Below are 13,644 nucleotides of genomic sequence, written 5' to 3'. Positions count from 1 at the left end.
ACTATAATTTCTGAATAACCGCTTTATTGCTCAAAGCCCACGAAGTAAGAGTGTTGTTGTTTGGGTCCAGTTTAAGTTTGTTGATTATATTGCTTCGGTGTTTTTCTACGGTACGGATTGAAATAAAAAGTGCCTCGGCAATTTCGTGGCTGCTTTTGTTTTGCGAAACCATTTTGAGTATCGTGCTTTCCGAAGGTGTCAGCAGTTGCAGATTTTTGATGTCATCACTGGCGCTTTTAAGCAAGTCTGCCTCAAACGAACGGCTGAAACAATATTCCCCTTTTAAAACGTTTTCCATACAGCGTTCTATTTCAAAAAAGCTGTCTTCCTTTAAAAGATAGCCATTTATTTGAAGCGCTTTTGCCTGTGAAATATATTCCTGCTCCTTGTGAAAAGACAGTACTATAAATTTTGTTTTTACGCCTTTTTCCTTGGCAGTTTTTATTACTTCAAAACCGGTTAAATAAGGCATGTCAATATCCAGAAATGCAATGTCCGGCTCGTGCGCCAAAATAAGCTGAAGCGCTTCGGTCCCATTTTTCCCTTGCCCCAAAACATTGTAATTGTTTCTTGTAAATTCCTCATAAAGTCCCTTCAACAACAGCGGATGGTCATCTGCAATTATTAACGTTATGGAATTTTTGTCAATCATTATGCTGAAATAGGTATAGTCAATTTTACAGTGGTTCCTTTATTTATTTGGCTTTTAATATCCAATTTTGAATTTAGGATTTTTGCCCGTTCATAAAGTGTGTTCATTCCCAAACTGCCGGAAGTTTTCATTTTTTCAGAAATAACAAATCCTTTTCCGTTATCACGGATTACGGTTTCGATGGTATTTCCTGTTGTTTGAATACGTATCATGGCAGATTTTGCTTGCGCATGTTTAACCATATTGCTTAGCACTTCTTGAATAATCCTATACAAATGTAGGGAGGCTTCTTTGGATAGCAAAGCATCTATTTGTTCAATTTCGTGGGTAAAGAAAATATTAGTGTTGGCATCAATTTCATCAATCATATTTCTTAGTGCGGCGCTTATGCCCAATTTTTCAAGGTTTGCCGGATGAAGTCCGCGAGAAATGCTTCGTAATTCCTCAAGTGTATTTCCCGCCAAGGATTCCATTTCAACATTTCCAGTGTCCTTGGTTTTTTTGGTCAACAGCATTAATTTTTGGCCAACGCTGTCGTGAAGTTCTCTGGCAACGCGCGTTCTTTCTTCTTCCTGTGCTCTTATAAGACCGTGGGAATAGGCTTCACTTCGCCTCAAAAGGGCTTTATTCCGGTAATAGCTAACTGCGAAAACGCAACCGCCCAGCAAAATGAGCGTAGAGAACCAAAATTCCCACGTTTTCCAAAAGGGAAGGTCAATAACAAAGGAATATGTATATGGGTTTTCCTGCCAAATTCCATCACCATTATCTGCTGTAAATTCAAATGTATAATTTCCCGGAGGCAAATAGCTGAAAACAACCTGTGCGTCCATAGTGGGTTGGGACCACGTGTCGCCTTCCCGCAATCCTTTAAGCCTATATTTGTAATGAACGTTTTCTGGATTGGTAAACGTTATCGCCTCCATCGTAAAGGTCAGATAATTTTTTTGGTGCGGTAATCTGATGCCTGTTTTGGTTTTATAAATACTGTCTACCAGCGGTTCCGAAAAAAGTAATATTTCTGAAATATCAAGTTTTGGGGCTTGCGTGTTCGTTTTATAGGAAGATTCATTGAAAGCCAAAATTCCATTGACCGAAGTTGCCAAAAGCGTACTATCACTCGTCATGGTAAATGAATTGAAATCAATATCGTTGGCCAGGAAATTTTTTGCAGTCTTGAAATATTTTATTTTCACCGAATCTTTTTCCAAAAGAAGTTTTAGATCCACTTTGCAGATTACATCCCTGCCGCCAAGCCATAAAGCATTGCCCACAACGCGTAACGCCCTAAAATGGTGGAGGGATGAAAACCGGTTCATTCGAAAAGAACGAATTTTATAGATACCGTTCTGCAATTTTATATGGAACAATTCCTTTTCGCTTCCCGCTAAAAGTTCATTTTTATTAATTACGTCCGTAGAATGAAAGTCACTGGTTTCAAATGGACTCAAGCCCGGTATGGTGTCCAACTTGTTATTGTGAAGCTGATAAAGCCCGCTTATTTTTGTGAGAATATATCTGTCATCCAAAGCATTTATTGCAATGGCCTTTCCGGTTCGGAATTTATGAAACGTATCATTTTCCATAATCTTTATTTCATTGGTCCCGAATAAATAATACTTCCCTTTATCTTTATAAGCCAAATTGAAGTAACCCTCATCAATTATTTTCGGCTTTTGTTCTTCTGAAAATTCAACGGTATTTTTATCCGTAGCTACAAGCAAATTATTTTCAGAAGTGACTGAAAGATTATTCACTACGCGGCCGTCTATCAGCACATTTTGAACATTGCCATCCTTTATTGCAACTAGTCCGTTATCCGTGCCCACCAACCAGTCTTGCTTCCATTCAACCAACTCGGTTACCGAATTTGACGGTAATCCGTGATCTTCATCATAAATCTTGAAAGCCGTGTCCCGAAATCGGATAATTCCTTTCCCGAAAGAGGTAAACCAGTGATTTCCCTCCGTATCTTTAATTGAAGTATAGATATATCGACTGGGTAAACCTTGTGCTTCATTGTAAAATTTTATTTTTCCGGTATTCTTATTGAAAATTCCAAAGCCGTTACCTTCCGTACTTAAAATGAATTCATTTTCATTTTCCTCCCAAATGTGATAAATCCGGTTTTTGTCGAAATCTTCTTTGTCAAAACTAAATTTTTTGAGATTTCCCTTTGAAAATCTATTCAATTCGCCATACGCCCCTACCCACACGTCCTTGTTTTTATCTACATAAATTGAATAACAGATATTGTTGATGCCATGGGTTTCATTGTTGAAAATCTCAATCTTCTGCGGATTCAAAGTCCACTTCAATACGCCTGAAGATAGCGATGCCATATAAATGGTATTGCTATCGTACCATTCCGCGCTTTCAATGCTATTTATTTTTTCGTTGTTGTGAAGATTTTCAATCAATTCAAGCTTTTCATTTTTGAAGGTAGCAATGGCTTTTGAGAAAAAAATGTAAATAGTGCCATCCGCGGCCTCCAAAAAATCATTACAACTGCCAAGCGTAGAAAAATCAATCCCTTGCGGATTCCTCACTCTTCCATTTTCAATAATACTTATGCCATTGTTCAACGTGCCAACCCAAATCCTCCCCTTGGAATCCTCAAAAATGCTGAAGGCAACATTAGAGGCCAGTCCATTTTTGGTAGAATAATTGGTAAAACTTTTGCCGTTAAAACAGCTTACACCGCCTGTGCTGGTAACCCAGATTCGGTTTTTTTTATCCTGAAATATATCTGAAGTTTCATTGCTTACCAAACCATCCTCAATAGTAAAATTCTTAAAGGAATATTTCTGCGCGATGGCGCAATTGGTTATGAATAAAAGAGAGCAAATGACGAGCTTGAGAAGTTTCATCCAGCTGTGGTTGGTAGCGTAAATATATTTATTTTAGCTGAATATTATGGCCAAAACAAAAACCACTTTTTTCTGTCAAAACTGCGGCGCACAGTACGCTAAATGGCAAGGGCAATGCACTTCCTGCAAAGAATGGAACACCATCGCCGAAGAAGTAATCCAAAAAGCTGAAAAATCCAGTTGGAAGATAAACGATTCCTCTGGCGGAACTAAAAACCGAACCGCGAAACCGCAACGCATTTCAGAGATTTCAACCCAAAGCGAGGCACGACTCAATACAAAAAACAACGAACTCAACCGGGTTTTGGGCGGCGGTCTCGTGCCGGGCTCATTAACACTTTTAGGCGGCGAGCCGGGAATTGGAAAAAGCACATTAATGCTGAAGATTGCGCTTCAGCTTCCCTATAAAACATTGTACGTTTCTGGCGAGGAAAGTGCACAGCAAATAAAAATGAGGGCCGAAAGAATTCAGCCCGTTTCAGAAAATTGTTACATTCTCACCGAAACAAAAACGCAAAATATCTTCAGAAATATTGAAGAAATTGAGCCGGATATCGTGGTTATTGATTCCATTCAAACATTGCACACAGATAATATTGAAAGCAGTGCCGGAAGCATTTCGCAGATTCGGGAAACCACAACCGAACTTATAAAATTTGCAAAAGAAACCGCCACTCCAGTCATTTTGATAGGGCACATAACGAAGGATGGGAATATTGCCGGGCCCAAAATCCTGGAACATATGGTTGATACAGTCCTTCAATTTGAGGGCGACCGAAACCATATCTATAGAATTTTACGGGCGAATAAAAACCGCTTTGGAAGCACAAACGAATTGGGAATTTACGAAATGCAGGGAAGCGGCTTGCGCGAGGTGAGCAATCCATCAGAAATATTGATTTCCAAAAATGATGAGGAATTGAGCGGTACCGCAATTTCAGCAACGCTGGAAGGAATGCGGCCGCTTATGATTGAGATTCAGGCCCTTGTGAGCAGCGCGGTCTACGGCACGCCACAACGAAGTGCCACTGGATATAATGCCAAAAGACTGAATATGATTTTGGCTGTTTTGGAAAAGCGCGCCGGCTTTAAGTTGGGTGCAAAAGACGTTTTTTTGAATATTACCGGCGGCATAACCGTGGACGATCCCGCAATAGATTTGGCAGTAGTCGCTGCCGTACTCTCATCAAATATTGATATGGCCATCGACAAGCAAATGTGTTTTGCCGCCGAAGTTGGCCTTGCGGGGGAAGTGCGACCCGTAAACCGTGTGGAGCAGCGTATTTTGGAAGCCGAAAAATTAGGATTCACTTCCATAGTTATTTCAAAATACTGCAAAATTCCAAAGCATTCCTTTCACATAAATATTATAAAGGTTGCAAAAGTCCACGATGTTGTACACCATTTATTTGGATAATTTTTTGGTACAATTTCTGCTTAAAAGTGTAACGCTATGAAAAAAAGAATTGGCTACATTTTAGCAGTATTCGTGCTGTGTATGGTAGGTTGTAAGCAAGTCCAGAAAGCAGCAGATGTAATTATTCAACCAACTGCCCGCGAGGTCTATGAGCGTAATTTTAAAAAGGATGATTCCTTGTTACTAGGCTGGAAAAACGCCTTTGAACTTGCAAAGAGGGACAGCCTGCAAATAACGCTTCCCTATTCTGAAAGTGGAATTTTTTCTGAAGAAAATAATCACGTGTATAGCTATAATCTTCAACTGAAGGAAGGTGAAAAATTGATCGTTGAGGTTGAAAAGCAACCCGATTCTGCATCTGTTTTTATCGATTTTTTTCAGATGCAGAGCGATTCGCTGAAGACTTTCAAACTCATAAAAAGTTCAGAGGACAAGCAGGCGTTTCTTTCTTTTGAAATTGATAAATCAGATTTTTACAAAATCATTGTGCAGCCGGAAATGAGGCGCAGTATCCCTTTTATTTTGAAAATTTATTCGCAGCCTATGTATTTTTTTCCCGTGAGTGGTGGGACAAATAAAAGCGTGCAGAGTTTTTGGGCAGATCCGCGCGAAGGTGGAAAGCGTTCGCACGAGGGTGTAGATATTTTTGCAGATCGTGGAACCCCTGTTGTTGCAGTCGCTGATGGTAGAATAGGCTATACGGGTGAGCGGGGACTGGGCGGAAAGCAGGTCTGGTTGCGTGATGGTCTTTTTGGGAAAAGCATTTATTACGCTCATTTGGACAGCATTGCCGCCACCTCTGGAGAAAGAGTCAAACTTGGTGATACGCTAGGTTTTGTGGGAAATACTGGGAACGCAAAAACCACACAGCCCCACTTGCATTTTGGAATTTATAGAAATTCTGGCGCCGTTAATCCGTATCCATATATAAAATTGACCGAAATTCAGCAAATAAAGGATACTTCAAAAGTTGTTGTTGCTTCGGTCACAAAAAATAGGGCCGAATTGCGGAAAGGGCCTGCAACCGTTTTTAAGGAATTAAAACTTTTGAAGAAAAACGATACCGTTTTAGTACTCGGAAAAAATGAAAAATGGTTTCACATTCAAACAAAAGATAGTTTGAAAGGCTATATAAATCAGTCCTTGCTGAAAGACTTATCTTCAAATTAACGTTTATTTAGATTTTTTGGAATGGGCATATTGGTATCTTTAGAAATCAATTCTGAAAAACTTCGTTATGTCCATTTTTTCCAAAATAAAGCAGACTATAAATTTAATGAAAGATGTTGACCTTGATGCGCTGGGAAAGCTATCGCAAAAAGTAGATCTTTCTGAAATTATGAAAACCGTGGGCGAACTCGATGACCGCCAGCTGGCCGGTTTAATGAAAATGCTGAAGCACAAAGGCGGAAAAAAAGGACAGCACAAATTACCTCCCATTGATGGCGATTTCTACGATTTAAGTTTAAAACTTTCACCGGAACAACGCGAATTGCAGATTAAAGTTCGGAATTTCATGGAAGAAGAAATAAGACCGATAGCCAATAAATATTGGAACAAAGCCGAATTTCCCTTTGAAATTATTCCGAAAATGGCAGAACTGGACATCTGCGGAATTTCATACGAAGGAATCGGGAAATACGAACAACCTTTTTTAATGGAGGGAATCATTGCGATGGAACTTGCGCGGGTAGATGTTTCCATTTCTACCTTTTTTGGAGTGCACAGCGGTCTGGCTATGGGCTCTATTTACTTGTGTGGCAGCGAGGAACAAAAACAGGAATGGCTCCCCAAAATGCAACGTATGGAATTGATTGGCGCATTTGGCTTAACGGAACCGGAGGTTGGCTCTGGGGTTGCCGGCGGTCTGGGAACCACGTGCAGGCTTGAGGGCGACGAATGGGTTTTGAACGGACAGAAAAAATGGATAGGCAACGCCACTTTTGCAGATGTTGTAATTATCTGGGCGCGTGATGAGGCTTCAGACCAAGTGAAAGGTTTTTTGGTTCGAAAAGGAAATCCCGGTTTCAAAGCTGAAAAAATGGAAGATAAAATGGCATTGCGAACCGTTCAAAATGCATTGATTACCATGACCGATTGCCGTGTTCCCGAAAGTGACAGACTCCAAAAATGCGATAGCTTCAAGGATACCGCCAAGGTGCTGAAAATGACTCGTGCCGCTGTTGCGTGGCAAGCAGTGGGCTGCGCGCGAGGAGCCTATGAAAGTGCTTTGAAATATACCAAAAAGCGCGAGCAATTTGGAAAACCGATTGCTTCATTTCAGTTAATTCAAAATCATTTGGTGGAAATGGTGGCAAATTTGACGGCGATGCAGACTATGTGTTTTAGGCTTTCGGAATTGCAGGATGAAAAGTTGTTGACAGACGAGCACGCCTCACTCGCCAAAGTGTTCTGCAGTATGCGAACCCGCGATGTGGTAAGCCGTGCGAGAGAAGTTATGGGCGGTAACGGAATTTTACTGGAACACGACGTTGCACGTTTTGTGGCAGATGCCGAAGCAATTTACAGCTATGAAGGTACGAAGGAGATAAATTCGTTGATTGTGGGCCGGGCGATTACTGGTTACAGCGCGTTTGTTTAGGATGAAATTTTTTAGATAAATTGAAGATCAAATTTCTTTACTAGTCGTAATGAAATCTACATTTTACTATGATGATCTCATTTTCGTTATATTGATAAATGAGTCGATGCACATTATCAATCCTTCTTGACCAAAATCCAGAATATTTGTGTTTAAGAGCTTCCGGTTTGCCAATTCCATCAAATGGATTTCTGGCTATATCTTTTAAAAGCTCGTTTATTTTTTGCAGTTTTTTCTTATCTGTTTTTTGCCAATATAAATAATCCTCCCAAGATTCATCGACAAATATATATTTCATCTTATTCCTCGATCAAATCTTTATCAATGCCACTTCCGCTCTTTAATTTTTCAATAGCTGAATCTAATCTCAATTCATTTTTTCGAGAGGATAATTCGTGATTTGTTGCCATTAAAGAGTTGTATTCCTCCAAAGACATTATTACAATTCCCGAATCTTTTCCTCTATTGATAATCAAAGTTTCGAAATTCTTTACCACTTTGTCCAAATACGTTTTTATGTCTTTTCTAAAATCTGAGACAGTTGTAATTTGCATAATTAAATTTTTTGTGTACAAATATACGTACAAATTATCATAAGCAATTAATTTTCAAATAGGCAAATTCTAAAATTAAATCTCATTCAATAGCTTGTTAATTTCATCAAGTTTTGGAGTTAGCACAACTTCTATTCTGCGATTTTTGGCTTTTCCCTCCGCTGAAGTATTCGGCATTACGGGAGAAAATTCTCCTCGGCCGGCGGCGGTTAAATTTTCTTTGGGAATTGAGCCGTTTTCAGTCAAAATTTGAACGATTGCTGTTGCGCGTTTGGTGGAGAGATCCCAGTTATTTTCAATATTTCCGCTTCCGCCATATGGCACATTATCGGTATGCCCCTCAATCAATACAGCGATTTCAGGATTTTTAGCGAGTACTTTGCCCAACTCCATTACAGCCTCGCGTCCACGAGTGCCCACTGCCCAACTTCCGCTTTCAAATAGCAGTTTATTTTCCATGGAAACATATACTTTGCCATCGCGTTGTTCCACAGTTAGACCGTTGCCCTCAAAATTTGTCAATGCTGCGGAAATGGCATCTTTAAGCGATTTCATTTTTGCATCTTTTGAAGCGATAATTCCCTCAAGTTCCTCAACACGTGCCGAACGTGCAGCAAGATCTCTTTGCAGTTTTTCAAGTCGCACGCTTTCAGCGGCCAATGCTTTTTCTTTTTCTTCCAGTTTTACCAAAAGATCACGATTGAGGGCCAGATTATCCGTAAGCGCAGATGAGCTGTTTTCTTCCAAAGCATCATAACTATCCTTCATTCTTTGGTAGTTGCTTTCGGCGGCAGCCAAATCCATTGCCAATCTGCTTTTTTCGGAATTCAACTTTTCAATTTCCTTTTGAAGGTTTGCAACTGAATATTGATTGGAATTTCCACCATTTTTTTCGTTTAAGCGGGACATCAATGTCTCATTTTCGGCTTTAAGCATTTCATTTTTGGCCTTCAAATCTTCATATATTTTTGAAGAAACACAAGAAGTTGTTAAGCTCACGAGAACAATTCCGAAGAAAATTTTTTTTATCATTTTGAAAGGTTGATTTTTAGTTATTTCTATCCTGCAACATTTTTTAAAACTCCAACTCCACCAAAAGCGGACAGTGGTCGCTATGCATGGCATCTGGCAATATAACGGCGCGTTTCAAATTATCTTGCAGTGGCTGCGAGACCAGATTATAATCTATACGCCAACCCTTGTTATTGTTTCGGGCATTGGCGCGGTAGCTCCACCACGTGTAATTGTGCGGTTCTTTGTTGAAATGTCGAAAACTGTCAATAAAGCCACTTTTCATAAAGCCATCCAGCCATTTTCTTTCTGAAGGCAAAAAACCAGACACGTTTGCATTCCGAATTGGGTCGTGGATATCAATTGCTTCGTGGCAAATATTATAATCTCCACAAATAATTAAATTGGGAAATTCTAGTTTCAGCGTATCTATATATTTCTTAAAATCTGCCATATAGGTAAATTTATGCTCCAGTCTGTTGATGTTTGTACCGCTGGGAAGGTAAAGACTCATCACCGATAGGTTATCAAAATCCACGCGGATGTTTCTTCCCTCCGCATCCATATATTCTATGCCCGTACCATATTCTACGTGGTTTGGTTTTATTTTGGAAAAAATGGCGACGCCACTATACCCTTTTTTTACGGCACTAAACCAATAATGAAAAGGATATCCAGCTTCCTCAATTGCCTCGATTTCTACCTGGTCAAAATTTGCCTTTGTTTCTTGAAGACAGATTACATCTGGATTGGCGGCCTTCAGCCAATCAATAAAACCTTTGCGCATGGCGGCGCGAATTCCATTTACGTTGTATGATATTATTTTCAAAATTGAATTTTTTAGCTTGAGGCTCCGAAGGATTTTTTACTCAAACAAGCATTATTGCGTAGGTGCAGCGTTAAGCAGAAATCCGCGGAGTTACTCGGAATGTTTGTGTGGCTAAAGTAAATAAGATTGTATTTTTACCCTAACCAAACCGCAAAAGGTTATCAATAAATAATCTACAAAATAAAAACCTGCGTATTTAGTTTTACTATCAAGTTTTTGGTCGAATCAAAAGATTCCCGCCCGCCCGGGAAAAATTATGAAGTTATATCTGTTTATTTTCCTGTTTTTTATGGCAGCCATTGGCTTTGCGCAGGATATTTCTTCAAATTACAGACAAAAAAAAGTAGCGGTGCGAGATACAGTTGTGCTCGATTCGGTGAGTATAAACCCCAAAAACTTCGCTATTTTGGATGATGGCGGAAATTCACCAAGTCCATTCAGTTACCGAATGGATTTCAAAAAAGGGATTTTAATTTTTTCAGAAGAATTACAACAAACAAAAGATTCACTTACTGTTCAATATTTGCGATATCCGGATTTTTTGACGCGCGACTATTTTGCGCTCGATCCCAAGATTATTGTGGAAAATACGGGAAGTATGGATAAACTCTATTCGTTGCAGCAAAGTACTAATACCAATGTTTTTACACCGTTTGAAGGTTTAAATACTTCCGGTAGCATATCGCGAGGGGTTACCATTGGGAATAATCAAAATGCAGTTTTAAACAGTCAATTAGATCTTCAAATTACAGGAAAGTTGAGTGATAAAGTTTCCATTCGAGCGTCCATTCAAGATGCAAATATCCCAACGCAGGAAGGCGGATACTCACAAAGTTTAAATGAGTTTGATCAAATTTTCATTGAGCTTTTCAGCGATAATTGGAATATTCGCGCTGGGGATGTTGATCTTCAAAACAGTACGAGCTATTTTGGGAGATTTATAAAAAAAGTACAGGGAATTTCGCTCGGTGGCACTTTCAATAATGACAATGGCTCGAAAATTTCGGCATTCGGCTCTGGCGCGCTGGTTAGGGGCGTTTTTGCGAGAAGCGAATTTGTAGGGCAGGAGGGAAACCAAGGGCCGTATAAATTGATTGGTCCCAATGGCGAACTTTTTATTCTGGTAGTATCTGGCAGTGAGCGCGTATATGTTAACGGACTGCTATTGAGGCGTGGCGAAAATGAGGATTATGTAATAGATTATAACGCAGGCGAGATAAAATTCAATTCTACGTATCCCATCACCAGCAACATGCGAATTGTAGTGGAATATCAATATACTGATAGAAACTATACGCGGTTCATAGGCTACGGCGGTGGAAATTATAGTAGTGAAAATCTGGACTTGGGCGTATATGTTTATTCTGAAAATGATGCCAAAAACCAGCCACTTCAGCAAAACCTTTCTGAAGAGCAGGTGGAAATTCTGCAAGCCGCTGGCGATGATCCTGATTTAATGACGGCGCCATCTGCCGTGCCAGATGTTTTTTCAGAAAATAAAATTCTTTATAGAAAGGAAATTCTCAATGGGGAGGAAATTTTCGTCTTTTCCAGTAATCCGGAAGATGAGCTTTTCAGCGTTCGCTTTACCCTCGTTGGCAATAATATGGGGGATTATGTGATAAGCAATACGAGTGCAATTAGTAGAATTTTTGAATACGTGCCACCCATCAATGGAATCCAACAAGGAAATTACGCGCCTATTATTCAATTAAATGCGCCAACGAAACTGCAAGTTGGGGGTTTAAACGGAAGTTTTCACCCTTCTGAAAAAACCCGAATTGACTTTGAAGTTGCCGGAAGCCAAAACAATCTAAACCTTTTTTCAGAATTGGATGACAATAACAATGATGGTTTTGCCGGAAGATTGGCAGCCAAACAGACCCTTCTCACAACAGCGGATACGCTGAAAATTGACGGTTTTGGCTCCATAGATTTTGTGAATAGGGATTTTAGAACGGTGGAGCGTATCTATAATATCGAATTCAGCAGGGATTGGAACCTTGTAAATCCGGTGGGCAACCAGCGTTTTCTCATTTCTGGTTTTGAGGTTACGGATCCCAAATATGGTGGCGGAAGATATGAATTCCAGAATTTGGATTATTCTGAAAATTTCAGCGGGATTCGGCACGTTATTGCTTCAGACATCAATTTGAAGAAGCTGAAAATCACCACCTACGGAAGTTATTTGGATAGTAAGGCAGATTCTATTGCCTCCCAATTTTTCAGATTAAATAACAGAACGGCCTATTCTCTCAAAAAATCGTGGGTAGGCGGCAAGGTTGCGTTAGAAGATAATCAAGTAAACGATGTGGATCTGGACAGTCTATCGCCCGTGAGCCAGCGATTTAGTGCGTTTGAAGTTTTTGCGGGTGTTGGGGACAGTACAAAGGTTTTTGTGGAAACGGGTTATCAATTTCGGGTAACGGATAGCGTTCGAAATAATCTGCTTCAAAAAGTGAATACGGCAAATACGTATTACCTGAAATCGAGACTTATAAATACCGATAGAACCCAACTTTCCGCATTTGCGAATTACCGTACCATTAAATATGAAAATCCACTCCAACTTGCTGAAAGGGAGGAAAATGAAATTGAAAAATCCCTCAATTCCCGAATTCTGTACAACCAAACTTTTTTTGAGAATGGCATTATTTGGAACACGGCGCTGGAAAGCAATAATGGTGTGATTGCCCAACAGGAATTTACGTATGTGAAAACGGATCCCGGACAGGGCGTTTATACTTGGAATGATTATAACAATAACGGAATTCAGGAGTTGGAGGAATTTGAGATTGCGCAATTTCAGGACGAAGCGGAGTATGTGCGCGTGCTTTTGCCAAATCAGCTGTTTGTGAAAATTCGTGAAAATAGGTTTAGCCAAATCCTTACGTTGAATCCGCAAAGCTGGTCAAACAAGGAAGGATTTAAAAAGTTACTTTCGCATTTTTACAATCAAACATCTTATGTTTTGGACAGAAAAGTACGCCGAAGGAATGATGGTTTCAACATAAATCCATTTTTGGATGGAGGGGAAGATCAGCTTGGATTGACGCTCAATTTCAGAAATGCTTTATTTTTCAACCGTGGGAAACAACGCTATACTACCAGTTATACGTTTATTTCAACCTCAAGTAATAATTTGCTGGCCGTGGGACTTCAACAGAATGAATTGCAAAGCCATCAACTCAATTTCAACCATAAATTTTGGGAAAGTTGGCTTCTGAATCTGAAAACCGCGACAAGCAGCAACGAAAGTCTTTCCGCTAATTTTGAAAATAGAAATTACCGATTGGATAGTTATGATTTTAATCCGAAAGTTTCCTATTTGTTGAACCAGCAAACAAGATTTGATGCGTTTTATGAATTTATGAACCAGGATAACCAACTGGGCGAGATGGAAAAACTGGACCAGCAGACCTTCGGACTTTCATTTGCATATACAAATGCCGAAAAAATATCGGTAAATGGGGAAGTTAGCTATATTGATAACAAATTTGAGGGTAGCGCGTTTTCCCCGGTTGCGTACCAAATGCTGGAAGGGTTGCAGCCTGGCACCAATTTTACGTGGCGGTTGCTCTTCCAAAAACGAATCACCAAATATTTGGATGCCAATCTTTCATATTTTGGGAGGAAAAGCGAAACCACAAATACAGTACACACGGGCAGTGTACAGTTACGTGCGTATTTTTAAATTTTGTACCTTTCA

10 protein-coding genes are annotated in these 13,644 nt (G+C 39.8%); 4 read left to right on the top strand and 6 right to left on the bottom strand.

Annotated elements, in window-relative coordinates; all coding sequences use genetic code 11:
- Nucleotide 1: 1 nt before the first annotated feature.
- A complete protein-coding gene (locus KIV10_RS01880) occupies nucleotides 2-652 on the bottom strand; it encodes a response regulator (protein WP_214111789.1) in 651 nt (216 codons plus the stop codon).
- Nucleotides 652-3,522 (bottom strand): sensor histidine kinase, encoded by a 2,871-nt coding sequence (locus KIV10_RS01875; protein ID WP_214111788.1) that lies wholly within the window; start codon nucleotides 3,520-3,522, stop codon nucleotides 652-654. The genes KIV10_RS01880 and KIV10_RS01875 overlap by 1 nt, the downstream gene beginning before the upstream one ends.
- A gap of 46 nt (nucleotides 3,523-3,568) precedes the next feature.
- Here KIV10_RS01875 and radA point away from each other — a divergent pair, with 46 nt between their 5' ends.
- From radA to KIV10_RS01860, 3 genes are all read left to right on the top strand, one after another.
- Complete coding sequence (radA, locus tag KIV10_RS01870; protein WP_214111787.1) at nucleotides 3,569-4,939, top strand: DNA repair protein RadA; 1,371 nt, start codon at nucleotides 3,569-3,571, stop codon at nucleotides 4,937-4,939.
- A gap of 36 nt (nucleotides 4,940-4,975) precedes the next feature.
- A complete protein-coding gene (locus tag KIV10_RS01865) occupies nucleotides 4,976-6,109 on the top strand; it encodes a M23 family metallopeptidase (RefSeq protein WP_214111786.1) in 1,134 nt (377 codons plus the stop codon).
- 67 nt (nucleotides 6,110-6,176) lie between these two features.
- Nucleotides 6,177-7,541: an acyl-CoA dehydrogenase family protein gene (locus KIV10_RS01860; protein ID WP_214111785.1), complete on the top strand. Its 1,365-nt coding sequence runs from the start codon at nucleotides 6,177-6,179 to the stop codon at nucleotides 7,539-7,541.
- Nucleotides 7,542-7,581: 40 nt separating this feature from the next.
- Here the strand turns inward: KIV10_RS01860 and KIV10_RS01855 are convergent, their stop codons facing one another.
- From KIV10_RS01855 to KIV10_RS01840, 4 genes are all read right to left on the bottom strand, one after another.
- Nucleotides 7,582-7,839 carry a Txe/YoeB family addiction module toxin gene (locus tag KIV10_RS01855; protein ID WP_214111784.1) on the bottom strand — a complete coding sequence of 86 codons (258 nt, stop codon included), beginning with the start codon at nucleotides 7,837-7,839 and terminating at the stop codon, nucleotides 7,582-7,584.
- 1 nt (nucleotide 7,840) lies between these two features.
- Entirely contained in the window at nucleotides 7,841-8,095 is a 255-nt protein-coding gene (locus tag KIV10_RS01850) for a type II toxin-antitoxin system Phd/YefM family antitoxin (protein ID WP_214111783.1), read from the bottom strand.
- 75 nt (nucleotides 8,096-8,170) lie between these two features.
- Nucleotides 8,171-9,127, bottom strand: a complete 957-nt coding sequence (locus KIV10_RS01845) for an OmpA/MotB family protein (protein ID WP_214111782.1) — start codon at nucleotides 9,125-9,127, stop codon at nucleotides 8,171-8,173.
- 43 nt (nucleotides 9,128-9,170) lie between these two features.
- Nucleotides 9,171-9,935 carry an exodeoxyribonuclease III gene (locus KIV10_RS01840; protein WP_214111781.1) on the bottom strand — a complete coding sequence of 255 codons (765 nt, stop codon included), beginning with the start codon at nucleotides 9,933-9,935 and terminating at the stop codon, nucleotides 9,171-9,173.
- Nucleotides 9,936-10,191: 256 nt separating this feature from the next.
- Here KIV10_RS01840 and KIV10_RS01835 point away from each other — a divergent pair, with 256 nt between their 5' ends.
- Entirely contained in the window at nucleotides 10,192-13,629 is a 3,438-nt protein-coding gene (locus KIV10_RS01835; protein ID WP_214111780.1) for a hypothetical protein, read from the top strand.
- Nucleotides 13,630-13,644: the final 15 nt, after the last annotated feature.

Source organism: Aequorivita echinoideorum, assembly GCF_018476645.1.
Taxonomy (GTDB): Bacteria; Bacteroidota; Bacteroidia; order Flavobacteriales; family Flavobacteriaceae; genus Aequorivita; species Aequorivita echinoideorum.
Note: the sequence above shows the minus strand (reverse complement) of the source record. Positions and strands in the feature narration are given on the sequence as shown.

What these genes read in the sequence shown, in the direction of transcription:
- KIV10_RS01880 (WP_214111789.1), bottom strand. Translation starts at nt 652, where the DNA reads ATGATTGACAAAAATTCCATAACGTTAATAATTGCAGATGACCATCCG.
- KIV10_RS01875 (WP_214111788.1), bottom strand. Translation starts at nt 3,522, where the DNA reads ATGAAACTTCTCAAGCTCGTCATTTGCTCTCTTTTATTCATAACCAAT.
- radA (WP_214111787.1), top strand. Translation starts at nt 3,569, where the DNA reads ATGGCCAAAACAAAAACCACTTTTTTCTGTCAAAACTGCGGCGCACAG.
- KIV10_RS01865 (WP_214111786.1), top strand. Translation starts at nt 4,976, where the DNA reads ATGAAAAAAAGAATTGGCTACATTTTAGCAGTATTCGTGCTGTGTATG.
- KIV10_RS01860 (WP_214111785.1), top strand. Translation starts at nt 6,177, where the DNA reads ATGTCCATTTTTTCCAAAATAAAGCAGACTATAAATTTAATGAAAGAT.
- KIV10_RS01855 (WP_214111784.1), bottom strand. Translation starts at nt 7,839, where the DNA reads ATGAAATATATATTTGTCGATGAATCTTGGGAGGATTATTTATATTGG.
- KIV10_RS01850 (WP_214111783.1), bottom strand. Translation starts at nt 8,095, where the DNA reads ATGCAAATTACAACTGTCTCAGATTTTAGAAAAGACATAAAAACGTAT.
- KIV10_RS01845 (WP_214111782.1), bottom strand. Translation starts at nt 9,127, where the DNA reads ATGATAAAAAAAATTTTCTTCGGAATTGTTCTCGTGAGCTTAACAACT.
- KIV10_RS01835 (WP_214111780.1), top strand. Translation starts at nt 10,192, where the DNA reads ATGAAGTTATATCTGTTTATTTTCCTGTTTTTTATGGCAGCCATTGGC.